The organism is Rahnella ecdela (genome assembly GCF_019049625.1).
GTDB classification, from domain to species: Bacteria; Pseudomonadota; Gammaproteobacteria; order Enterobacterales; family Enterobacteriaceae; genus Rahnella; species Rahnella ecdela.
This window is the reverse complement of the sequence record NZ_JAFMOY010000106.1, coordinates 25,440-47,915: the sequence shown is the minus strand read 5'-3', so window position 1 is coordinate 47,915 and position 22,476 is coordinate 25,440. Positions and strand designations below refer to the sequence as shown.

The following is a 22,476-nucleotide window of genomic DNA, read 5'->3' as shown; positions in this document are numbered from 1 at the left end:
CGCAAGCGCAGATGAAAGACTGGGGATGGCGTATTCCGTTCCTGCTGGCGCTGCCGATGGGGCTGGTGGCGCTGTATCTGCGCCTGAAACTCGACGAAACACCAAACTTTGTCGCCAGTAAAAAAGCCGAACCGAAAGCGCAGAAAACGGCGGAGGAAAAAGCGTCGGCCGTTGCCACCGCCAAAGCCATCGCGCTGGGGATTGGCCGCATGATGGGCTGGTCGGCGGGCGGTTATACCTTCCTGGTGGTGATGCCGTCTTATCTGCAAACGTCCCTGCACGCCACGTTTTTACAGGCGCTGGTGGCGACCGTGCTGGCAAATGTCGGGTTCGCGCTGGCGATTTTACCTTCCGGCTGGCTGAGCGATAAAATTGGCCGTAAAAAGGTCATGATGATTGCCGTATTCGCGGTCATTGTGCTGAGTTTCCCGCTCCTGCATCTGCTGCAAAATCCTGAAAGCAGCCTGATGGCGAAAGGCATTGCGGTACTGATTGCCGGTGCGACTATCGGGATGATTGCCGGTCCAGGTCCGGCGATGCTGGCGGAAATGTTCCCGACCCGCGTGCGTTATACCGGGCTCGGATTATCCTATTCCTTGTCGAACGCCGTGTTCTCCGGCTGTGCGGGGCTGATTATCACCGGGCTGATTAAGGAAACGGGCAATCTCGATATTCCGGCGTATTACGTGGTGGCCACCTGCGTGGTCAGCCTGTTTGCGTTGATGTCGTTGCGCAAAGACGACCATTTACGTGATCTGGACGAATAACCCATGAGCGACACCCCTTTGCAGTCGCGCCTGAATGCATTACAGGGCAGCTTTTCTCCGGCAGAAAAGCGCATCATCACGATTATCCGCCTCGACCCGCCGGGCGTCGCCAATATGGGCGTAACGGAGCTGGCAAAGTACGCTGAAACCAGCACCGCTACGGTGGTGCGTACCAGCAAACGGCTGGGGTTCAGCGGCTATCCGGCGCTGCGGCTGGCGTTAGCGGCAGAATCGTCCAGCCCGATGCCGGTCGACATGCCGTTGGCGGCGGATATCGGTGAGAACGATTCGCCGAAACAAATTCTGCAAAAGCTGCTGGAATTTGAAGTGAAAGGGGCGAGTGAAACCACACAATTACTGAGCGCGGCGACGCTCGAACAGGCTGTCAGTGTTCTTTCACAAGCCAGACGGATTGATATTTACGGTGCCGGTGCATCGGGACTTGTGGCGCAAGATTTTTGCCAGAAACTGCGGCGCATCGGCGTTGTCGCCCAGAGTTACGGCAGCACCGACGAAAGTCTGGTGAGCGCCTGTCAGCTTGCGGCGGGCGATGTCGCGCTGGCGATTTCCCACTCCGGCAAGACCGCCGGAGTCGTCGAAGCGCTTTCACAGGCCAAAGCCGCGGGCGCGACGACGCTGGCGATCACCGCCAACGGGCGCGCTGCCCTCGTGCGAAAAGCCGATGTCGTGTTGCGAACCAGCAATCGCGAAATGGGTTTTCGTGCCGCTGCAATGGCCAGTCGTACCAGCCAGTTACTGATTATCGACTGCCTGTATATCGGCGTCGCACAGCGTCTGCCGGGCGCGCGTGAGGCCCTGCGTAAAACCCACGACGCGGTACAACACCACCGTCGCTGATATTCTTCCGTTCCTCTGCGTGCCTTCTATACTTCTTAAAACACTTCGGTTTATGAGGGCATGCATGTTCACCCACCGTTTGGTATTTCCTGCCAGCGTCCTGCGCGGACGCGGCGCCATAAAACATCTGGGCGCGATGTGCGGACGTTTAGGTCAGCGGGCAATGTTAGTCGGCGGCAAACGCGCCATAGCCAGCGTCGAGGCGAAAGTCGCCGATCAGCTCGAACAGCAGATGGTCAGTTATCTGGGCAGTGAAGTCTTCGGCGGCGTGTGTTGTCAGGAGGAAATCAACCGGCTGGCCGACGTGTTCCGCACACAGGGCGTGGAAGTGATTATCGCCACCGGCGGCGGCAAGGCTCTGGATACCGCCAAAGCGGCAGGCGTGAAGTGCAATATTCCTGTGGTGACGTTACCGAGCATTGCCGGTACTTGTTCGGCAGTGACGTCGCTGGCATTTCGTTATCATCAGGACGGTGAATTTCGCGATATGATGCCTTTACCTTGCGGCCCGACTGCGGCGGTAATCGACGCCGATTTACTGGCAACGGCTCCGTTACAATGGCTGTCGGCAGGCATCGGCGATACGCTGGCAAAATGGTACGAATATCGCGCCATCAGCGACCTCAATCAGCTCACCGGTCTGGCGGGTGTCGCCCGCACCAACAGTGAACTTTGCTATACGCTCATCGAACACTTCGCCGCTGACGCCTGTTTCGCGGTGCAGGACGGTAAAGCCAACAACGCCCTCGAACAGGTGCTCGACGCCATTTTCCTCTATGCTGGACTGACTTCCATCATGAGTAACGGCGCACACACCGGCGCTTCCCACGCCTTATATGAAGGTTTCACCGCCTGCCCGAAAACCCGCCACGTCGCCCACGGTTTACTGGTCGGTTACGGCAACCTGTGCCTGCTGGCGCTGGAAAACCGCAGCGACGAGGAATTACTGACCGCCATCGCCCTCGCCCGCGCCAGTGCTGTACCGACGCAGTTAGCGCATATCACGCCAGGCCTGACAGAGCAGGATCTGGCGGTGATCATCGACCGTAGTCTGAGTACGCCGGATATGGCGAACATGCCGGGCGATATTACATTTGAAGATGTCAGGAGGGGGATTGAGAGGGTTGAGATGCTCGGGGCAAAGATTAATTAGTTTTTTGCGCATGCTGTGCAAACTGGCCAACACATTGGGTTGCCACCCAAACGGGCCTCAAGGTCAAGGTCGTGGGCGTCGGCCCACACCGACCAGAGACCCGGTAACGCGCGGGCCTCTGGACTCCGCGCTTTTTTAACTGCGCGCTATCGCGGGCAAAAGGGACATGTCCTGTTGCATCAGTGAGTGGCGCAAAATGTCATCGCTTCGCGATCCCCGAATTTCAGGTTTCGAGCCCCAGGTCTCGAACCCTTCATTCGGTGCCATTTTTGAGCACGCCAATCAACCTTTTTAAAAGATGAAAAACATTCTGCCGTTGAATTTAAGATCGTGCGGGCGTTTCAGAAAACTTGCTGAATGAGAGGTTGCAGACCAAAGGCTGCAATCCCGAAATGAAGGAACCGCGCAGCGGCAAGATTACCAGCCTGTCGCTGTGGCCCTTGAAACATAACCAGCGAGCGTTAGCGCGCAGTAAAAGAGCCCGGGGGGTCTTGGGGGGTGGCGGCGATAGGCCGCCCCCCAAGTCGGTGTGGGCCGACGCCCACGACCTTGAATTTGAATTTGAAAAACTAAACAGGTTCGAAAGGCACTCCTTTTAACTCCCCCACTTTTTGTTTTATCAGCTGCCTCAGCCTCAGCGAAGCCTGCGATGCCGGCTGGTCCCGCCTGCTCAGCAGAATCACCTCGAACGGCAGGGATTCCACCACCGGTACAATCTTCAACTGGTCGATATACCGCCGGGCAGTGAACGTATCGACCACCCCGACTCCACCGCCTGCCAGCACCATATCGGCGATCACTGAGTACGTTTTAATGTACAACGCCGAGTGCGGCATCAGGCCGTTTTCACGCAGGACGCGGTTAAGCACCTGCCCCAGCGGATCCTGTTGCTGCAACATCAGCAGGTCGTTTTCGCACAACCACGCCAGCGTGACCGGCCCTTCAACGGTCGAATCTTTTGGCAGCAGCGCCACCATATTGCCCTGATAAATCGATTCGGCGATCAGTTCCTGCGTGACCTGCTCGCCGAATGCCAGCGCGAAATCCATTTTGTATTGCAGCAAATCCTGACTCAGCGTGTTGAAGTGCCCGGTCACCAGTTCGACGCTACCGCCGGGTGTCTGGCGGCGAAAATCCACCAGTACCGGCGCCATCACGCTATGCCCCAGCGCGTGCGCGGAACCAATGCGCACATGCTGGCCTTCGCCCTGTCGCAGCTGTTCCGCCAGCTCACCAATCGCCTGAATGTGGCTGAACAGCGCTTCGACTTCCGGCATTAACCGCCGCCCTTCCGGCGTCACGATTAACCCCTGCGGCGTGCGGTCGAACAGCGTGAAACCCAGCTGCTGCTCAGCGTGATTCAGCACACGGCTGACGTTGGGCTGTGACACGTTTAGCAAACGCGCTGCGCCGCTGACGCTGCCCGCCTGTAATACCGCCTGAAACACTTCGATGTGGCGTAAACGCATGCCTGCCCTATTTCTGCGTGGTCGCTAAGTACGAGAAGGCACTTAACAGGCTGATAATGTTGGCAACGGTCGGGCTGTGATAGCCGACGGTGACTGCATCAAGACGTTCAACGCCGGGTATCAGGCAGAATAAATCCGCCAGTACCGGTTTAGCGGTCATCAGTTCGAGATGATACGGCGCGCTGAATCTGCCCGCAGTAAGCGGTGCAGGTTTGCTGACGGCGATCGTCGCCTGTTTGCGGATTTTGGCACAGGCAATCGACGGGCTGTCGGACTCCGCCGCATTAGCGGAAATCGCGCGTTTGACGCAGACGTATTGGGATTCCGGATAATAGCGGCGGATCCAGGTTTCGAGATGATCATCGCCGGTGACCAGCCATAACGGGACGTTGAGTTCCGCACCGGCGGCGGCGTATAAATCGCTTTCGCCCACGACGTTGCCGTTGAGTTTAACGCGGTAAAAAGCACGGCCATTGATGGTGTGCGCCAGCACGCCATTTTCGCCCGCGGCGGTGTGAAAACCGACAAACATCAGACCATCGTATTGCTGTTGTTGCAGCCCTTCGACCATTGATAATCCGCGCGGTTTACCCTGCACCAGACGGGCGCGCGGGTCGATTTTATCGGCACGCAGGTTTTGCATCATCGCGTGGCTGTCAGCCACGGTGACTTCCATCGCGCCACCGGCAAAAGCACCGTCGATGGCGGCGTTAACTTCGCCTTCCATCAGCGCGCGGGCGGCTTCGTAATCGGCATTGCCCGGACTGCATTGTTCCGGGCGCATCACACCCGCGATGCCTTCAATATCCGCAGAGATAAATACTTTCATCATTCATTCCCTATGTGGTTCGCTAGGTTATCTAATACTTCACTTAATCCCAGCCGGTAATGTCCGTCGAATCCGCAGACGGTTTCGGCACTCAGTAAGGCATCAATAATAGCGTGTTCTGTGGCATCTGCCGCCATCGCCAGCAAAGGTTCGAGTTCAACATCCGGCAACGTGACACCGTCACGCTGAGTGGAAAATGCCAGCGCGATATCCCCTGAACCGTGGCCCCAGTAACTGCCGAGACGCCCTAACCCGGCACCGGCGCGTTTCGCGATGCGCCCCAGCTGGCGGCTGTCGAGATAACGGTCACAGGCCATCACAATAATTATCGATCCCGCGTCTACCTGCGGTGCCAGTTGCGTCTGGACTTCGGCGATAGCTTCTCCGGCGCGCACGCCGTCGAGGGTCAGTTCGGAGAGTTTGCCAAAATTCGCCAGCACCAGTACGCCCAGTGTCGCGTTAAGCGTTTCGCACCAGCGCGACGCCGTGCCGATGCCACCTTTCAGGCCAAAACAGCTCATGCCACGTCCGGCACCTACGCTGCCACGGGCGAAGGTTTTTGTCGCGCCGTCGAGAGCGGTCAGTGCGTCGTCCTCACTGACCGCCATCGCCTGAATATCGTTTAAATAGAAATCGTTGCACTCAAGAATAACCGGATTGATGGTTGAATCCGGGCGGCCAATTTGCGGGAACTGCTGGCAGCTGCGTTTGACCAGCGCATTGAATAACGTGCCGGTGGCGAAGGTATTGCTGAGCAGCACCGGCGTTTGCAGTTCGCCCAGTTCCATCACCTGAATAAGCCCCATCGGTTTACCGAACCCGTTTAGCACCGCCACGCCGCACGGCAGCGGGTTTTCATACAGATTGTCACCCGGCGGCACGATAGCGGTGACGCCAGTCTGAATATCACCGGCGTTCAGCGTGCTGTGGCCGACGGTAATTCCGGCGACGTCCGTCAGTGAATTAGTGGCACCGCACGGAAAGCGCGGGCGGAAAATCTGGCGCGACCTGCGCCAGCGTTGCAGCAAAGCCGACAGCGCCTGCTGCTGAAATTGATCTTCATGTTCTTGCGGGTGCATCTGTATTCCGTTTCAGTCGGTTAAAGCAGTGAAATTACTTTTTCAGTTTAGGATCCAGCGTGTCGCGCAGCGCGTCGCCGAGCAGATTAAATGCCAGGACTGTGAGGAATATCGCCAGGCCGGGAAATACGCTGACGTTCCATTTGCCCGCCATCATCATATTACGGCTCATCGCCAGAATATTGCCCCATTCCGGCACGTCAGGCTCCGGCCCCAGACCGATAAAACTCAGGCTGGCGGCGGTCAGAATACTGGTACCAATTCGCATGGTGAAATAGACGATGACGTTCGAGAGTGTACCCGGCAGGATATGGCGCAAAATCACCACCCGGTCCGGCGCACCGATGCAGCGAACCGCTTCGACGTAAGCACTTTGTTTAATCGACAACGTGGCGGCGCGCACGATGCGGGCAAATACCGGCACGCTGAATACCGCGACGGCGATAATCACGTTATTCAGCCCAGGCCCGAGAATGGCCACTACCGCAATCGCCAGCAACATGCCCGGAAAAGCGAATAAGACATCCGATCCGCGCATGATCAGCATGTCCAGCCAGCGGCCATAATATCCGGCCAGCAGCCCAAGCAACACGCCCGCAATCATGCCGAGAGTGACCGAGAAAATGCCAACGTAGAGAGAAATCCGTGCGCCATAAATGATACGACTGAGAACGTCACGCCCTAAATCGTCGGTGCCGAACCAGTGCTGCGGCGTAGGGCCGACGCCTAGCGCCATCCAGTCCGGCGTCATCGGATCAAAAGGTGCCAGCCACGGTGCGAATATCGCGACAAGCACCAGCAGAAGAATAAATCCGCCGGAAACCAGCGCCATCGGATGTCGGATAAAAGTGTGGAAAAAGTCGTACCACGGCGAACGGATATCATCGTTTTGCGAGGCTACCGCAGCCGGTGTGGTTTCTTCCAGCACAGAAACAGGATCGGTCATGAGCAGCTCCTAACGCAGACGGATAGCCGGATTGACCACCGCGTAAAGCAGATCAACCAGCAGATTTATCAGGATAAATTCAAACACGAACAGCATGACCAGCGCCTGAATGACCGGCTGATCCTGCGTCTTGATCGATTCAATCAATAACCAGCCCAGCCCCGGCCAGCTGAATACGCTTTCGACAATAATCGAGCCGCCAAGCAGAAATCCAAACTGTAAACCGAGCATGGTAATAATCGGGATCAGCGCATTGCGCATGATGTGTTTCCACGTCACCAGCCGCGCGCGTAATCCTTTGGCATTGGCGGTACGTACATAATCTTCCTGCGCCACGTCGAGAAATGCCGAGCGGGTGAAACGCGCCATCACCGCTGCCACCGAAGACCCCAAGGTGATGGCCGGTAAGATAATGTCCGCAGGCGAATTAAAACCACTGACGGCGAATATCCCGAACGGCATGGCGACAAACTGGATAAGCAGCAACCCGAGCCAGAACGGTGGCATAGAAATCCCGCCGACCGCCATGCTCATCAGCGTCCAGTCCTGCCATTTTCCGCGTTTGAGCGCTGAAACGACGCCAATCACCAGCCCGAGTACCACCGACCACGCGAAACCGGCCAGCGCCAGCAGCAGCGTCGGCATAAAACCGCTTTCAATGACACTTAACACCGGCTGACGCGTGCGGTAAGTCGTACCCAGATCGCCATGAACCATGCCGTCCAGCCAGTGCCAGTACTGCGCAGGCAGCGGATCGTTCAGGCCAAGCAGTTGCCGCGCTGACTCAACCGCCTCAATCGGCGCATCCTGTCCGGCGTAAATACGCGCAGGGTCACCCGGCAGCAGCTTGATAAAGCCGAAAACCAGCAATGACACCACCAGTAAAACGGGGATCATTTCCAGTATCCGGCGGATAAAATAGGTCAGCATAAAAGGGTTTCCTGAATTCGGTATCCTCCATCCCCTGCGAAGGAGGACGGAGTAAACCGCAACATACATTGGTTTTTGCCTTTGCTCCTCCCCTGCGAAGGGGAGGAGTTAACACGATCCACTCTTATTTAAACTGTGCCTGATTAAAGATCAGCGAGCCGTCGGCGAGCATGTAGACGCCGGAAAGCTCTTTGCTTTTGCCCACCAGGTTGTCCGGCACGCCGAGATACGCCATCGGTGCATCCGCCCACAATAGTTTCTGCGCATCGGCGTAGGCCGCTTTGCGTTTATCAACGTCAGCCGTTTGCAGACCGGCGGTGATCGCCGCATCGACCTGTTTGTTGCTGTAATAAGAAACGTTGTAGGCCGACGGGATCCAGGATTCGGTGGCGAACAGCGGACGCAGCGCCCAGTCTGCATCACCGGTCGAGGCCGACCATGCGCCGTAATACATTTCTACTTTCGCATCCGCCGGTTTCGGTGTGCTCCACAGACGCTGGGTCAGAGTACCGGCATCCATCGGCACCAGTTTCACGCGCACACCAATCAGGGAAAGTTGCTGCTTGAGGAACTGCGCGCTGCGGATACGGTCTGTTTTGTTCGAGCTCCACATTTCAACGTCAAAGCCCTTCTCATAACCGGCTTCTTTCATCAGCTCTTTAGCTTTGGCGATGTTATAGCTGTAATCCGGCGTGGTTTGTTTCTGATAGAACTGGACGTTTTTAGGCAGCGGCGACGTAGACGGCGAGCCCATACCGGCGAAACCGACTTTCAGCCACAGATTGCGGTCGATGGCGTAGTTGATCGCCTGACGGACGCGCACATCCGAGAACTCTTTTTTCTGCGTATTGAAGGCGATGTAATAGAGATAAATGCCCGGATCCTGTGCGATATCCAGCTTCGGATCGCTTTTCACGGTTTCCACCAGATCAGAGGGCAACGGATACACTGCGTCCACGCCGCCGGATTTCAGTTTCGCCACCTGCGTGGAGTCTTCCGGCGTCGGGTACAGCGTCACGGAGTCGACTTTCGGCCAGCCTTTCTGCCAGTAGTTGTCGTATTTCACCAGTTTGACGTCTTTACCCTGCTGCCATTCGACAAACTTAAACGGACCGGTACCGACCGGATGCACACTCAGATCCTGTTCGTTCGGATACTGCTTCAGGGAGGCCGGGCTGTGCATCACCGCCGACGGATGCGCCAGGGTGTTGATCATCGCGCCAAACGGTTTATTCAGGGTGATTTTCACCTGATACGGGCTGACGGCTTCCACGGATTTGATCATGCTGAACAGCGAGTTACGTTTCAGGTGATTGGCCGGATTAGCCAGACGATCGAGGTTAACTTTTACCGCGTCTGCGTTAAACGGCGTACCGTCCTGGAAGGTCACGTCGTGGCGCAGGTTAATGGTGAATTCGGTGGCGTCGCTGTTGCTGGTGTAATCCGTCGCCAGCACCGGCACAACGGCCATTTTGCTATCGAACTGGAACAGGCGTTCAAAAATGCCGCTCTGAATGGAGTAGCTCAGTGTATCTGTGGTGTCGTGCGGGTCGAAACCGGTCACATCGGCATACATGGAAATCCGCAGATCTTTGGCCTGAGCCGACGCTGCAAAACAAAGCGCCAGTCCGGCGGCAAGCAGGCTCTTACGCAATACAGTCGAATGCATGGTGTTCTCCAGTGTGTCCCAAAAAAGAAAGGTGAGTTATCCCTGTGCGACCCAGTGATGTTCACTGACGCGGGAATATTTGAGTTTTTCTATCTGTACACCCGCCGGATGCACCGGCGATTTCACTTCCACATCATCAAAATTACGCAACGCGCGCTGCGTCGGATCCGCCACCGGCACCGAACTGAGCAGACGTCGGGTGTAGGGGTGTTGAGGATTACTGAACACAGCATCGCGCGGACCGATCTCCACAATTTGCCCGCTGTACATCACCGCCACGCGGTTGGCGATACGCTCTACCACCGCCATGTCGTGCGAAATAAACAACCACGCGACGCCGGTATCACGCTGTAAATCCATCATCAGATTGACCACCTGCGCCTGAATGGACACATCCAGCGCGGACACAGCTTCGTCGGCAATTATCACCTGTGGCTGTAACGCCATCGCGCGGGCAATGGCAATGCGCTGACGCTGACCGCCGGAGAACTCGTGCGGATAACGCCGCGCGTGGGATGGTTCCAGTCCGACACTTTTCAGCAGCTGATTCACCACCGGCGTGGCATCGGCCAGCGATTTTTTCAGGCCGTGCAGTAATAACGGTTCGGCAATGGAAAACCCGACAGTCAGGCGCGGATTGAGCGAGGCGTAGGGATCCTGAAACACCATCTGGATCTGGCGGCGCACCGCCTGAAACGGGGTATCGCGCATCAGGGTGATTTCCTTGCCTTCGAGATGAATGCTTTCCGATTCGCTGCCGACCAGCCGCAGGATGGCGCGGCCGGTGGTGGATTTGCCGCAACCGCTCTCACCGACCAGCGCCAGCGTTTCGCCCGGCCATATTGAGAAGTCGATTTGTTCGACGGCGTGAACTTCTTTGGTCACGCGGGATAAGACGCCGGAGCGGATCGGATAACAGACGCGCAATCCGCGCACATCCAGCAGCGGCGGCGCAGCGTAATTCGCGGTTTTCTGATCGTCTTCCGCTGGCGGAATGTGAGGCAGATCACCTGCAATCGATTGCTTTTCTGGCGAAATGTTTTGACCGGTTTTGGCGGCTAACAGCGGGAACCGGCGCGGCCATTTCAGCCCTTGCATGTCGCCCAGTTTTGGTACGGCGGCCAGCAACGCGCGAGTATAAGGATGCTGCGCGTTGGCGAAAATCTCCGTCACACTGCCCTGCTCCACCACTTTACCCTGATACATCACCACCACGCGGTCAGCGATTTCCGCCACCACGCCCATATCGTGCGTGATGAACAGAACCGACATGTCAGTGCCCTGTTGCAGGTCGCGCAGAATTTGCAGAATGCGTGCCTGCACAGTGACATCCAGCGCGGTTGTCGGTTCGTCGGCAATCAGCAACGCCGGGTCACAAGACAGCGCCTGCGCAATCATCACGCGCTGACGCATGCCGCCGGAAAGTTCGTGTGGGTAACATTTGAGAATACGTTCAACGTCAGGAATACGTACCTGTTTCAGCAATTCGCGGGCTTTGTTCAGTGCCGTGGCTTTGTTCGCCATACCGTGATCCAGCAGCCCTTCGGTAAGCTGATCGCCCACGCGCAGCACCGGATTGAGGGAGGTCATCGGCTCCTGGAAGATCATCGACATTTCCTGACCGCGCAGTTTACGGCGCGATTCTGCCGACAGCGAAGTCAGCGCATGACGCGTGCCGTTGCGGCCAAAAAATTCGATACTGCCTGCATCAATGTGCGCCGAGTCGGGCAGCAACCCCATCACACTCAGGGAAGTGACGGACTTACCGGATCCGCTTTCGCCGACCACCGCCACCACTTCACCTTTATTAATAGAGAAGGAAACGCCTTTCAGCGCCTGCGTTTTGCCTTGCCGGCCAGAGAAGGTGACCGACAAATCGTTAATCTGCAAAATGGGCACTGTCATCAATAAACGCCTCCTTTATATGCTGAACTGTTAAAGCCAGACTTCACCGTTTTCATAGCGCAATGCCGGTTCGGCGTCCTGCGCCAGCCAGATTGGCCCGTCGAGATCGACGCGCTCGGCCTGCACCGCAACCGGCAGCGCCGCTTCCATCGCAATGGAAGAACCGAGCATGCAGCCGAACATAATCCGCAAACCAAACTGTCGCGCCACATCGGTCATCGCCAGTGCTTCGGTCAGGCCACCGCATTTGTCGAGCTTGATGTTGATCATCTCGTAACGATCCCGCAGCCCTTCGATATCAGCACGTTCATGACAGCTTTCGTCGGCGCAGACAGGAATGGGATGCAAACAACGCACCAGATCTTTGTCACTACCGGCAGGAAGTGGCTGTTCGATCATCGCCACGTTAAATTCATGCAATGCCTCGAACAAACTGCCGAGATCTAAACCTGACCAGGCTTCGTTCGCGTCCACCATCAGCGTGGCGTGCGGTGCAGCGGCGCGGATAGCCGCCACCTTCTCGATAATCTGCTCACGGTCGAGTTTGATTTTCAGCAACTTCGCGCCACCGGCAACCGCCACTTCTGCCGCTTTCGCCATGTTTTCCAGTGAATCGAGGCTCAGGGTTTCAGCGGTAATCACAGAAACAGGCTTTGGCATATCAAGCAGTTGCCACAGGTCTTTGCCCTTTTTTGCCGCATCGAGACGCCACATTGCACAATCGAGGGCATTACGCGCTGACCCCATCGGTAACGCCTGCTGTAATGCTTCGCGGCTCAGCCCCTGTTCCACCTGCGGGCGGATAAGCTCAAGTTGTTCGCACACGCTTTGCGGCGATTCCTGATAGCGGGCGGTCGGCGTGCATTCTCCGACAGAGGTAAATTCGCCGTCGGTCAGGGAAACGCGCATCACCGTAACGGCAGTGCGCGTACCACGGGAAATCGCAAACGGCTTTGCCAGCGGCAGTTCGACGGACTGGAAAGTCATCTGGATCATCAGCCGTTGTCCTTAATCCATTGCGCGATATTTTTGATGCCAAAACGCACCGGGTCGGTGGCGGGCACGCCGAATTCTTCACTGATTTCAGCCAGCGCTATTTTTGCTTCTTCTTCACTGACAGCCGACGTATTCAGCGAGAAACCGGCGATTCTGACATCCGGGCTGGTCAGGCTGGCCGCCGCCAGATTGGTGTCGAGGCACTGGCGCAGCGTCGGCATAAACTGATGCGGCAGATGACGCATATGCGGGCGGCCAAGTTCATGACACATCACCAATAAATGTGCCTGCGCCCCGTGGATAAGCCCCATGCTGACACCGGCAAAAGACGGGTGATACAGCGAGCCCTGACCTTCAATGATGTCCCAGTGATCGTCGTCATTGGCCGGAGAAAGCGCTTCGACGGCGCCGGAAATAAAATCAGCAATCACCGCATCAATGGCGATACCGGCACCGGCCACCAGCACGCCTGTCTGTCCGGTTGCGCGGAAATCAGCGTTCAGATCCAGTTCGCGCATCGCGGCTTCCAGCGCCAGCGAGGTGTACATTTTGCCGACCGAGCAGTCGGTACCGACGGTCAGAATACGTTTGCCGCTGCGCTTTTTACCGGTGCCGGTGTCGAGTTCCGGCTGCATATGGCGCACGTCAAACAGTTCAACGTGATGTTCTCTGGCCAGTTCAACCAGTTCAGGAATGTCATTCAATCCCTGATGCAAGCCGTTGGCGACGTTAAGCCCGGCGCGGATCGCCGTTTTGATCGAATCCAGCCAGTGTTTGGGTAATTTACCGCCGGAGTTCGCCGTACCCAGAACCATGGTTTTCGCACCCTGCGCTTTGGCCGTTTCGATGTCGAGTTCTGGTAATCCCAGAGACACCGAATCGGTTGCCAGACGGATTTGCCCGACGCAGGCTTCAGGACGCCATACGTGGATGCCGCGCGCGGTTTTCGCGGCCAGCGGATCCATCACATCACCTAGGAATAAAAGATACGGCTTTGGAATTTGCTGCATGTCTGTTTCTCCGGGATTCTTTTTTTAATGGGTTTTAATAAGACCCAATGAATATTCCACGGGAGAAAGCGGCTGACGAATACTTGTTTAGCTTCGGGGTATAACGTAAGGCTATAGGGCTAGCTGCATGAATTTATTGTGGTTATTGGATAACAGGAACGGGGAAAACGAGGGGTAAATGACAGGCACAAAAAAAGGCAGAGCCAATGAACTCTGCCTTTGCGATTACCTTTTTCAGACACAGAATGGGGTAATAATTTGGTTCACTAACTTAGAAGCGGTAAGTCAGTGCAACAGCAACGATGTCGTCAGAGCTTACGCCCAGTTTGTTGTTGTCATCGATCTGGTTGATCATGTAGTCAACATAGGTGTACATGTTTTTGTTGAAGTAGTAAGTCGCACCAACTTCAAAGTATTTAACCAGGTCAGCATCGCCAACGCCTTCAACATCTTTCGCTTTAGACTGTACGTAACCGATAGAAGGACGCAGGCCGTTTTCGAACTGGTACTGTGCAACTAACTCATAACCCTGAGTTTTGTTAGCGAAGCCGCCTGGGATTGGCGCCAGGTTACGTGTTTCGTTATACATTGCAGACAGATAAATCTGGTTAGCGTCGTATTTCAGAGCGGTTGCCCATGCAGACGCTTTATCACCGCCGCCGATAGCGGAGTTGGTTTGTGCGTTAGTACGGTCAGATGAAGAACCCGCGACAACAGCACCGATGCCGGAACCTGCGATATCTTCATAATCGATGGATGCGCCGTAACCGTCGCCGTTCGCTTTAGTCGCAGTACGACCGTCGTTCTCGTTTTTACCCTGGTATTGCAGAGCGATGTTCAAGCCAGTGACCAGACCGAAGAAGTCCTGGTTACGGTAAGTCGCCAGACCGTTAGAACGACCCACCATGTAGTTGTCGGAGTTAGCGGTATCACCACCAAACTCTGGCAGCATATCGGTGAAGCCCAGTGCGTCGTAAACCACACCGTAGTTACGGCCGTAATCGATAGAACCAAAATCTTTCACTTTCAGACCCGCAAAGCCCAGACGGGTTTTGTTACCCAGGTCGCCCTGAGATTCTGCGTGGTTAGCCTGAATGTTGTATTCCCACTGACCATAACCGGTCAATGTGTCGTTAATTTGAGTTTCGCCTTTAAAGCCCAGACGCGCATAAGTCATGTCGCCGTCAGAACCTGTGTCATCGGAGAAATAATGCTTAGCGGTTACGCGACCGTACAGGTCCAGTTTGTTACCGTCTTTATTATAAATCTCAGCTGCATTCGCGGTAGAACCCACTGCAATTAAAGAGACCGCTAAGGCCAACACACTGCGCTTCATCATTATTTAAGTTTCCTTGATTTTTTTATAAAGGATTGCTCATGCCCGTTCTTTTATAGGACTGAAATATCGGGCTGTGAGTATTTGTACATGTTTTTAAATGCGTCTGTCTGTAAAACGATTTGAACCTTAACACTGAGCACGAAAAGTTAAAATGGAAAAGTTCGCCTCAATAAGTCATTTTCACGTAAAGAGTTGTAACAATATATTTCTATCATAAGCCGCTAAATCCCTGATTATATGCGGTTTTCGCATAACATTTTGCACCACCATAGTGCAGCGCACTAATTAAGTGCAAATTGTTTATCATTTTGTAAAGTAGTTGCAAGCGGGATCACCTTTATCAAAAGGTTTTTTTCCCTTAACAATCGTTAAGGAATTCGTGCGATCTGAAAAGGCATTGCATTTAAATAGTGCATAGCAGAGTAATTATTTTGATGTGAAGTTCATTATCTAATTAATAGAAAAAGCAGCCATAAGTTTTTTGTACTACTCAATTTTGTCAGGCTAGGACTTTTATTAAAAAAAGAAGATGAAAATAAAATCGATTTAAATGAAATATTAATTTCAGTAGTGATTAAATTGAACGAAATAGTCCATTTATTATTTGCCCGCATTGACTGATTTTTATTCAAAACAGGCAATAAGTTTTAATGCTGTTATTCATGTATTGGAATACTGGAATGGGGAATATTGATTCAATCAGATAAAAACGCGCAAAAATCACGCTGTCCGACAGCCAAATTGATGTGAAGATCTGCGGAGAAAGCCGGGGAGTCGCTTAAAAAGAAACGGCCTGTAAAACAGGCCGTCATAGCGGAGGATTTGCAGTAAAAGCGCAGCGTGGCTCAGCGCCGAGAATTAACTCAGAACATAACCCTTTGCCATGTGTACGGCTCTGTCGCACATATGGTCGATCACGTCGGCATCATGGCTGACCAGAATCATTGTCAGGTCACTGCTGGCCTTAAGGTCGTTAAGCAAGTTAAGGATTTCTGCCTGCACCGACATATCGAGCGCAGACGTCGGTTCATCAAGCAGTAACAACTTAGGTTTGAGCAGCAGCGCCCGGACAATCGCCACGCGCTGACGCTGGCCGCCGGATAGCTGATGCGGATAGCGGTGCATCAGTGCCGGATCCAGCCCGACCTGATGGAATCCCTCCGCAATCTTTTGTTCGATGTCCTGCTCTTTCAGGATTTTCAGCGGCTCTGCCAGCGTGCGCAGCAGCTTGTGTTTCGGGTGAAGCGACGCATACGGGTCCTGAAACACCATCTGCACGTCACGCCGCAGGCTGCCGGTAAACGGCTTGCCGGGTTTTACCTTGTGGTCAAGCAGCGTCAGGCTGCCATCCCAGTGACCGTTCAGCCCCGCCAGCACCCACAAAAGAGAGGATTTACCGCAACCCGACGGCCCTACCAGTCCGAAGCACTCGCCTTTATTGATGGTCAGGTTGACGTTATGCACCACCGTGCGGACTTCAACGCCCTGCCGGTGCGACACGTTCAGCTGGTTCAGTTCAGCGACAATCTCACTCATGGCGCGGCTCCTGTTTTAAAGAGGCCAGCAGCGCGCGATCCAGCACCGGCAGGCGTTCGCCGTGGGTAAATTTACTTGGTCTGCACGACCACAACGTATGGGTATACGGGTGCGTGGCGTGCGCCAGCTGATCCGCAGGCAACTCATCAAGCAGCTCGCCTTTGTACATTACCAGCACGCGCTCGCAATAGTGCGCCACCTGTTGCAGGTCGTGGCTGATCAGGATCAGCCCCATATTGCGCTGTTCGACCAGACGCTCGATTAAACCCAGCACCTGTTCGCGCATGTCAAAATCCAGAGCCGACGTGGGTTCATCAGCAATCAGCCACTGAGGATCGTTGATCAGCGCAATCGCCAGCATCACGCGCTGGCCCATGCCGCCGGAAAGCTGATGCGGATATTGCTGTTGCAGAAATGCCGGATTGGGTAAACCGACGGCATTCAGCATGTCGGCGACCTTCTCCTGACGTTCTTTTCGCCCCAGACGCGTATGCAGGCGCAGCGGTTCTTCAACCTGCTTGCCGATTTTTTGTGTCGGATTCAGCGCATGTTTCGGATCCTGCATCACCATTGAGACGCGATTTCCGCGCAGCTTATTCCATTCACGTTCTTTTAAGGTGGTCAGATCGTTATCGCCCAGCGTCAGCTGTGATGCGCGCAGCTGGCACGGATGCGGCAGCAGCCCCATCAGCGCACGGGCGGTCAGGGATTTGCCGGAACCGGATTCACCGACCAGCGCCACACGTTCCTGTCCGACGCTGAGGGACAGCGATTTCACCAGTTCCAGCGGACGTTCGCCCGGCAGATAAATAGTGAGATCTTTCGCGACAAGTTTGTCGTTGTGCAAAATGTCAGTTGCCATGTCGTGGATCCATTTTGTCACGCAGGCCATCGCCCAGCAGGTTGAACGCCAGACTGGCGAAGAGGATAGCCCCGCCCGGAGCGGCGGCGACCCACCACTGGTCGAAAATCACTTTACTGCCTTCGGCAACCATCGAGCCCCATTCGGCGGTCGGCGGCTGAATCCCCATGCCGAGAAAACCCAGACCGGCAGAGGCCAGAATGATACCACCCAGGCTGAGTGCCGCACGCACCACAGCGCTTGGCAAACACAGCGGCAGAATGTGGCCGAACATCAGGCGTAATCCGCCAATGCCCTGCATACGCGCTGCGGCGAGGTAGTCACTGCGGCGCAGCGCCAGCGTTTCCGCCCTGGCCTGACGTGCAAACGGCGGCCAGCTGGTAAACGCAAGTGCCAGCGCACCGTTCATCAGGCCGGGGCCGAGGATTGCGACCAGCGCCAGCGCCATCACCAGACTGGGTAATGACATCACGATGTCAGTCAGGCGCATCAGAACTCGCTCGAACCAGCCGCCGATATAACCGGCGCTGATGCCGATCAGCAGCCCCACCGGAATGGTCAGCACCAGGATCAGCGACACCAGCAGCAGCGTCGGACGCGCGCCGTAAATCACGCGGGAAAGCAGGTCACGGCCAAAACCGTCGGTGCCCAGCCAGTGCGTGTGCGACGGCGGCAATAAGCGCAGTTCGATGTGCTGAATATTCGGGTCGAAAGGTGCTAACAAAGGCGCAAGCAGTGCGGTCAGCACCAGAATGGCGACCAGCACCAGCCCGACGCTCAGCGTGGTAATGCGGCGCGCAGGCTTCCAGACGTTAGTCTCAACTTCGACCTGCGCAGGTTGTTCAGGGATCATTTGTTGTGTCATAAGCGAAAACTACCGGGTCCGCGGATCGAGCAAATAAGTAAGGGCGTCGGCCAGCGCGTTGAGCAGCACGAAACAGGTACCGATCAGCAGCGTCGCGCCAAGAATTGCCGGAGTATCCGCCGCAAACAGCGCAGTGGTCAGATAACGTCCGACGCCCGGCCAGGCAAACACCGTTTCGGTCAGTACCGCGCCTTCGAGCAGGCTGGCGTAGGAGAGCGAAAGTACGGTGATCAGCGTCCCGAGCACATTCGGGAAAACGTGGCACAGCAAAACCCGCACCCTGCCCGCGCCTTTGGAACGCGCCAGAATCACGTATTCTTTGTTCATTTCACCGAGCATAGAGGCGCGCAGCAGACGGGTGATCCCCGCCATCGACAACATTGCCAGCACGGTGACCGGCAGCCACAAATGACTGATGGCGTTGTAAAACATGTCGCGATCGCCGGAAAGCCAGGTATCAATAAGCACAAATCCGGTTCGCGGTGTCATGGTGTACATATATAAGTCGTCGAGTCGCCCCGGCCCGCCCGCCCAGTGCAGCACGGCGTAAAACAGCAACAGACCGAGCAGGCTCAGCCAGAATATCGGCACGGAATACCCGAGCAGCGACACCATTCTCGCGACGTTATCCAGCCAGCTGCCCGGTTTCCATACCGCCAGCAGCGCCAGCAAAATACCCAGCGTTCCGCCCAGCAGAATGGCGCAGGTGGCCAGTTCGACGGTTGCCGGGAATGTGCGCATCAAATCGCTGGCGACAGGCTGCGCGGTAATACGGGAAATCCCCATATCGCCGTGCGCCAGACTCTCCAGATAGCGGGCGAACTGTACCGGCATCGACTGGTCGAGACCTAAATCGCGACGCACCTGTGCATATGTGGCTTCACTGGCGTGATCGCCCGCCACCTGAAGCGTTGGGTCAATCGGAGCAAGATGGGAAAGCGTAAAAGTGAACGCCAGCAGGCCGAGCAATGTCAGCGCCAGCGAAATCACGCCGGTCAGCAAACGGCCCGACCAGCGCCAACCCTGCCGGACGAATCCGGCGGGCGTTGAACTGTCTGTCATTACTTGGTGACCTTGCTGTAGAAGACCATGTCAGGGTTGATGCCCTGCACGTAGCCCTTGATGTTGTCGCGCACGGCGATCAGGCTTTTGGCCTGTAAGCCGATCACAAACGGTGAGTTTTTCTGTACTTCAAGTTGCAGCTGACGGTAATCCGCCACGCGTTTGGCCTGATCCGGCTCGGCAATCGCCGCCAGCGTCAGTTTATTGAGCGCAGGAATTGACCAGTTGGCACGCCATGCCAGCGTTTTGCTGCCGTCTTCCGGATTGAACGCAAACGCGGAAGCATTGGTGTTTGGGTCAAAGTAATCCGGGCCCCATGAAGACATATACGCATCGTATTCATGCGCCTTAATTTTGGTAGAAATCTGCGAGCTTAAACCCGGATCCAGTTTTACCGTCACACCGCCCTGCGCAAAGCTGGCCTGCAACGCCTGCGCGATGTCCAGATACGGTGGCTGGTTGGCGGTAGACAGCGTGAAGCTGACGTTGGTCAGTCCGGCTTTGGCCAGAATCGCTTTGGCTTTCGCCGGGTCATAAGTGTATGGCGTGTCGTTCAGCGCGCCCAGATAACCTTCCGGCAGGAAGGCCTGATGCACCTGGAACTGGTTTTTCATCAGGTCATGCGCAATGTGGTTGTAATCGAACAGATAACGCGCCGCTTCCCAGAAGGCCGGATTTCCCAGCGCCGGAGAGGCCTTGGCATTGAACTGCATGAAATACAACGAGGCATAAGGCACAGCCAGCGGTTTAACGCCTTTCTTGCCTTCGAGCGCCGCCATCTGGTCGGAACCAAGGTTACGCGCCATATCCGCATCGCCCTGCTCAATCAGCAGACGGCGCGCAGCCGGATCCGGTACGTTTTTAATCAGGATAGTTTTCAGCTTCGGCGCGCCTTCGGGAGACGTCGGGTTGGCGGAGAGGATCACCACTTCATGCGGAATATAGTTGCGGATCTGATACGGACCGGAACCGGCAGAATGATTGCTCAGCCACTGGTGACCGAGGTCGTCAGCCGTCGCATTGGTTTTTACCAGTTTGCTGTCAACAATCGAGGAAACCGGTGCAGACAACAGGCTCAGCACGAAGGAGGGGCTGACATCAGCAGTCCAGCTGACTTTCACATGTTGATCGTCGATTTTGGTCAGGAAGGTATCGACGTTTTTATCTGTCCAGCCCAGCTGGGTCAGAATGAATGAAGGCTCGAGGTTAAGCTTTACCACGCGTGACAGCGAGAAAATCACGTCGTCGGCGGTCAGCGGATTGGCGCTGGCAAACACGGCTTTCGGTGACAGTGTGAAAGTCAGGCTGCGGTTATCTTTGCCCGCTTCCCAGGAGGTCGCCAGCGTCGGTTTTAAATCGATCGGGTTATTCGGATCTGACTGCACCAAACGCTGATAAATGTTGTTAAAAGCCTGGACCGTGGTCAGCTCAAAACCCTGCGCCGGGTCAAAGCTGGAGGTGTCATCAATGGACTGGGCGATGACCAGTGTGTCCGGCGGCGTGGCGGCCTGAACCGCGAAAGTAGCCGCAATAGCCGTAAGCAGGACGGACGGTAATAAAGCTTTCATCAGGTCAGACTCTCCACAAAGTAGCGAAATTGCTAAAGTTTTGTTGAGTGTAAAGTTTCTTATTAAGAGCAGAAAGTCTGATAAATACTATCGTTATGCGAATTTTGCATAACGTTATCTGATTGGTTATTAAAGCCGCAGGACGGGCTCTGGCGGGGCATTGTTACTGAACAAACGGTGGCTGAAACGTGTAAAGCGATGAACGCTGCCCCGGCGGCAATCTGCGCCTGATTATACGGGCAATTCCTGCAATTTCAGCAGCCAAACCCTGCCTTTATGGCATACACTTCATTCCTAAATTTCATACTGAGTTATGTGGCGCAGATCATATCTTAATTGTATGATGAATGCATCATTCAACTGGGTGAAACACCATGAGCAACGCAACTTCTCTGGCATTCCAATATATCCGGGCATTTATTCTGATTTATCTGTGTTTATTCGCCGGGAATGCGATTTCATCTCTTCTGCCGCTGACTATCCCGGGCAGCATTATCGGCATGCTGATTTTATTCGGCCTGCTTTCCACGCAAATTCTGCCGTTCAAATGGGTAAAACCCGGCTGTAACGTGCTGATCCGCTATATGGCGCTGTTGTTTGTGCCTATCGGCGTAGGGGTGATGAATTATTACGAGCAGTTGCGGACACAGTTAGGCCCGCTGGTGGTGTCCTGTCTGGTCAGTACGATTATTGTACTACTGGTTGTCGCGTATTGTTCCCACTATATCCACGGCGAACGTGGTGCGGTGGCAGACAAAGCGGAGAAAGAAAATGATTGATATTTTGTGGTCGCTGCCGCTGACCCTGCTGGTGTTTTTCGCCACCCGCAAACTGGCGGTCAAACTCAAAATGCCGCTGCTGAATCCGTTACTGATGTCGATGGTGGTGATTATCCCGCTGCTGCTGGTGACCAATATTCCGTACGCCCGCTATTTCGCCGGCAGTAAAATCCTCAATGATTTACTGCAACCTGCCGTAGTGGCGCTGGCATTTCCGCTGTACGAACAGCTGCATCAGATCCGCGCCCGCTGGAAATCAATCATCAGCATCTGCTTTATCGGCAGCATCGTGGCGATGACCACCGGCACCGCGATTGCATTATGGATGGGGGCCACTCCGCAGATTGCCGCTTCAGTATTACCGAAATCCGTCACCACGCCGATTGCGATGGCGACCGCCCAGTCGATTAATGGTATTCCGGCCATCAGCGCCGTCTGCGTGATTTTCGTCGGCATTCTTGGTGCCGTTTTCGGTCACACCATTCTGAACATCCTGAAAATCACCACCAAAGCCTCACGCGGCCTGGCAATGGGCACCGCATCCCACGCCCTCGGCACTGCCCGCTGCGCAGAAATGGATTATCAGGAAGGCGCCTTCAGCTCGCTGGCGCTGGTCATCTGCGGGATCATCACCTCCCTACTCGCCCCGTTCCTGTTCCCCGTATTACTCGCTCTGTTTGCTCATTAGTCGGGAAAAATAGAAGGCACGGCTTCCTCTAGCTGTTTCGGATTATATCAAGGCGGCAAGTCTGTAAGTCCCGATGAGCTGACAATAAGTCAGTGATTCGGGCGAGCGGATGCAGCCAACGCAGAGATAATTCGAAACAGGACGAGGAAGGAAAAAGATGTATGTC

Annotated in this window: 20 protein-coding genes; 5 read left to right on the top strand and 15 right to left on the bottom strand. The window is 55.2% G+C overall.

The window, feature by feature from the left end:
* The 3 genes from J1784_RS03220 to J1784_RS03210 all read left to right on the top strand — a co-directional run.
* The coding region (locus J1784_RS03220) for an MFS transporter (RefSeq protein WP_217147987.1) at positions 1 to 767 on the top strand (767 nt) is incomplete at its 5' end.
* Positions 768 to 770: 3 nt separating this feature from the next.
* On the top strand, positions 771 to 1,625 hold the full coding sequence (locus tag J1784_RS03215; RefSeq protein WP_217147986.1) for a MurR/RpiR family transcriptional regulator: 855 nt from the start codon (positions 771 to 773) through the stop codon (positions 1,623 to 1,625).
* A 64-nt stretch (positions 1,626 to 1,689) separates the two neighbouring features.
* Positions 1,690 to 2,778, top strand: coding sequence for an iron-containing alcohol dehydrogenase family protein (locus J1784_RS03210; RefSeq protein ID WP_217147985.1), 1,089 nt, complete (start codon positions 1,690 to 1,692; stop codon positions 2,776 to 2,778).
* Between the two features lie 569 nt (positions 2,779 to 3,347).
* On the opposite strand, the gene J1784_RS03205 is transcribed toward J1784_RS03210, so the two are convergent.
* The 15 genes from J1784_RS03205 to J1784_RS03135 form a co-directional block, all read right to left on the bottom strand.
* Positions 3,348 to 4,247 (bottom strand): LysR family transcriptional regulator, encoded by a 900-nt coding sequence (locus J1784_RS03205; RefSeq protein WP_217147984.1) that lies wholly within the window; start codon positions 4,245 to 4,247, stop codon positions 3,348 to 3,350.
* 7 nt (positions 4,248 to 4,254) lie between these two features.
* A complete protein-coding gene (locus J1784_RS03200) occupies positions 4,255 to 5,076 on the bottom strand; it encodes a M55 family metallopeptidase (protein ID WP_217147991.1) in 822 nt (273 codons plus the stop codon).
* Positions 5,076 to 6,155: a DmpA family aminopeptidase gene (locus tag J1784_RS03195; protein WP_217147983.1), complete on the bottom strand. Its 1,080-nt coding sequence runs from the start codon at positions 6,153 to 6,155 to the stop codon at positions 5,076 to 5,078. Before J1784_RS03195 ends, J1784_RS03200 begins: the two co-directional genes overlap by 1 nt.
* 34 nt (positions 6,156 to 6,189) lie before the next feature.
* Positions 6,190 to 7,101, bottom strand: a complete 912-nt coding sequence (locus tag J1784_RS03190) for an ABC transporter permease subunit (protein WP_217147982.1) — start codon at positions 7,099 to 7,101, stop codon at positions 6,190 to 6,192.
* Positions 7,102 to 7,110: 9 nt separating this feature from the next.
* Positions 7,111 to 8,031: an ABC transporter permease subunit gene (locus J1784_RS03185; RefSeq protein ID WP_217147981.1), complete on the bottom strand. Its 921-nt coding sequence runs from the start codon at positions 8,029 to 8,031 to the stop codon at positions 7,111 to 7,113.
* Between the two features lie 124 nt (positions 8,032 to 8,155).
* Positions 8,156 to 9,700 carry a glutathione ABC transporter substrate-binding protein gene (locus J1784_RS03180; protein ID WP_217147980.1) on the bottom strand — a complete coding sequence of 515 codons (1,545 nt, stop codon included), beginning with the start codon at positions 9,698 to 9,700 and terminating at the stop codon, positions 8,156 to 8,158.
* Between the two features lie 36 nt (positions 9,701 to 9,736).
* On the bottom strand, positions 9,737 to 11,605 hold the full coding sequence (locus J1784_RS03175) for an ABC transporter ATP-binding protein (protein ID WP_217147979.1): 1,869 nt from the start codon (positions 11,603 to 11,605) through the stop codon (positions 9,737 to 9,739).
* Between the two features lie 30 nt (positions 11,606 to 11,635).
* Positions 11,636 to 12,601 carry an N-acetyl-D-Glu racemase DgcA gene (gene dgcA / locus J1784_RS03170; RefSeq protein WP_217147978.1) on the bottom strand — a complete coding sequence of 322 codons (966 nt, stop codon included), beginning with the start codon at positions 12,599 to 12,601 and terminating at the stop codon, positions 11,636 to 11,638.
* The gene (gene dgcN, locus J1784_RS03165) at positions 12,601 to 13,611 is read right to left on the bottom strand and encodes an N-acetyltransferase DgcN (protein WP_217147977.1); all 1,011 of its coding nucleotides are present in this window, start codon (positions 13,609 to 13,611) and stop codon (positions 12,601 to 12,603) included. The genes dgcA and dgcN overlap by 1 nt, the downstream gene beginning before the upstream one ends.
* A 271-nt stretch (positions 13,612 to 13,882) precedes the next feature.
* Positions 13,883 to 14,950: a porin gene (locus tag J1784_RS03160; RefSeq protein WP_274387302.1), complete on the bottom strand. Its 1,068-nt coding sequence runs from the start codon at positions 14,948 to 14,950 to the stop codon at positions 13,883 to 13,885.
* 858 nt (positions 14,951 to 15,808) lie between these two features.
* Positions 15,809 to 16,486 carry an ABC transporter ATP-binding protein gene (locus J1784_RS03155; protein WP_217147976.1) on the bottom strand — a complete coding sequence of 226 codons (678 nt, stop codon included), beginning with the start codon at positions 16,484 to 16,486 and terminating at the stop codon, positions 15,809 to 15,811.
* Positions 16,479 to 17,348, bottom strand: a complete 870-nt coding sequence (locus J1784_RS03150) for an ABC transporter ATP-binding protein (protein ID WP_217147975.1) — start codon at positions 17,346 to 17,348, stop codon at positions 16,479 to 16,481. The genes J1784_RS03155 and J1784_RS03150 overlap by 8 nt, the downstream gene beginning before the upstream one ends.
* Positions 17,338 to 18,201, bottom strand: a complete 864-nt coding sequence (locus J1784_RS03145; protein ID WP_217147989.1) for an ABC transporter permease — start codon at positions 18,199 to 18,201, stop codon at positions 17,338 to 17,340. Before J1784_RS03145 ends, J1784_RS03150 begins: the two co-directional genes overlap by 11 nt.
* 21 nt (positions 18,202 to 18,222) lie before the next feature.
* Entirely contained in the window at positions 18,223 to 19,275 is a 1,053-nt protein-coding gene (locus J1784_RS03140) for an ABC transporter permease (RefSeq protein ID WP_217147974.1), read from the bottom strand.
* Complete coding sequence (locus tag J1784_RS03135) at positions 19,275 to 20,843, bottom strand: ABC transporter substrate-binding protein (protein WP_217147973.1); 1,569 nt, start codon at positions 20,841 to 20,843, stop codon at positions 19,275 to 19,277. Before J1784_RS03135 ends, J1784_RS03140 begins: the two co-directional genes overlap by 1 nt.
* Before the next feature lie 374 nt (positions 20,844 to 21,217).
* Between J1784_RS03135 and J1784_RS03130 the strand changes: the two genes are divergently transcribed.
* The gene (locus J1784_RS03130) at positions 21,218 to 21,622 is read left to right on the top strand and encodes a CidA/LrgA family protein (RefSeq protein WP_217147972.1); all 405 of its coding nucleotides are present in this window, start codon (positions 21,218 to 21,220) and stop codon (positions 21,620 to 21,622) included.
* On the top strand, positions 21,615 to 22,310 hold the full coding sequence (locus tag J1784_RS03125; protein ID WP_217147971.1) for a CidB/LrgB family autolysis modulator: 696 nt from the start codon (positions 21,615 to 21,617) through the stop codon (positions 22,308 to 22,310). Before J1784_RS03130 ends, J1784_RS03125 begins: the two co-directional genes overlap by 8 nt.
* The last annotated feature ends 166 nt before the right edge of the window (positions 22,311 to 22,476 follow it).

Excerpts from the sequence above, each read along its gene's own strand:
- J1784_RS03190 (WP_217147982.1), bottom strand. The coding sequence starts at position 7,101 with ATGACCGATCCTGTTTCTGTGCTGGAAGAAACCACACCGGCTGCGGTA.
- J1784_RS03155 (WP_217147976.1), bottom strand. The coding sequence starts at position 16,486 with ATGAGTGAGATTGTCGCTGAACTGAACCAGCTGAACGTGTCGCACCGG.
- dgcN (WP_217147977.1), bottom strand. The coding sequence starts at position 13,611 with ATGCAGCAAATTCCAAAGCCGTATCTTTTATTCCTAGGTGATGTGATG.
- J1784_RS03140 (WP_217147974.1), bottom strand. The coding sequence starts at position 19,275 with ATGACAGACAGTTCAACGCCCGCCGGATTCGTCCGGCAGGGTTGGCGC.
- J1784_RS03195 (WP_217147983.1), bottom strand. The coding sequence starts at position 6,155 with ATGCACCCGCAAGAACATGAAGATCAATTTCAGCAGCAGGCGCTGTCG.
- J1784_RS03210 (WP_217147985.1), top strand. The coding sequence starts at position 1,690 with ATGTTCACCCACCGTTTGGTATTTCCTGCCAGCGTCCTGCGCGGACGC.
- J1784_RS03145 (WP_217147989.1), bottom strand. The coding sequence starts at position 18,201 with ATGATCCCTGAACAACCTGCGCAGGTCGAAGTTGAGACTAACGTCTGG.
- J1784_RS03125 (WP_217147971.1), top strand. The coding sequence starts at position 21,615 with ATGATTGATATTTTGTGGTCGCTGCCGCTGACCCTGCTGGTGTTTTTC.
- J1784_RS03215 (WP_217147986.1), top strand. The coding sequence starts at position 771 with ATGAGCGACACCCCTTTGCAGTCGCGCCTGAATGCATTACAGGGCAGC.
- J1784_RS03175 (WP_217147979.1), bottom strand. The coding sequence starts at position 11,605 with ATGACAGTGCCCATTTTGCAGATTAACGATTTGTCGGTCACCTTCTCT.
- dgcA (WP_217147978.1), bottom strand. The coding sequence starts at position 12,601 with ATGATCCAGATGACTTTCCAGTCCGTCGAACTGCCGCTGGCAAAGCCG.
- J1784_RS03185 (WP_217147981.1), bottom strand. The coding sequence starts at position 8,031 with ATGCTGACCTATTTTATCCGCCGGATACTGGAAATGATCCCCGTTTTA.
- J1784_RS03200 (WP_217147991.1), bottom strand. The coding sequence starts at position 5,076 with ATGAAAGTATTTATCTCTGCGGATATTGAAGGCATCGCGGGTGTGATG.
- J1784_RS03160 (WP_274387302.1), bottom strand. The coding sequence starts at position 14,950 with ATGATGAAGCGCAGTGTGTTGGCCTTAGCGGTCTCTTTAATTGCAGTG.
- J1784_RS03135 (WP_217147973.1), bottom strand. The coding sequence starts at position 20,843 with ATGAAAGCTTTATTACCGTCCGTCCTGCTTACGGCTATTGCGGCTACT.
- J1784_RS03130 (WP_217147972.1), top strand. The coding sequence starts at position 21,218 with ATGAGCAACGCAACTTCTCTGGCATTCCAATATATCCGGGCATTTATT.
- J1784_RS03180 (WP_217147980.1), bottom strand. The coding sequence starts at position 9,700 with ATGCATTCGACTGTATTGCGTAAGAGCCTGCTTGCCGCCGGACTGGCG.
- J1784_RS03150 (WP_217147975.1), bottom strand. The coding sequence starts at position 17,348 with ATGGCAACTGACATTTTGCACAACGACAAACTTGTCGCGAAAGATCTC.
- J1784_RS03205 (WP_217147984.1), bottom strand. The coding sequence starts at position 4,247 with ATGCGTTTACGCCACATCGAAGTGTTTCAGGCGGTATTACAGGCGGGC.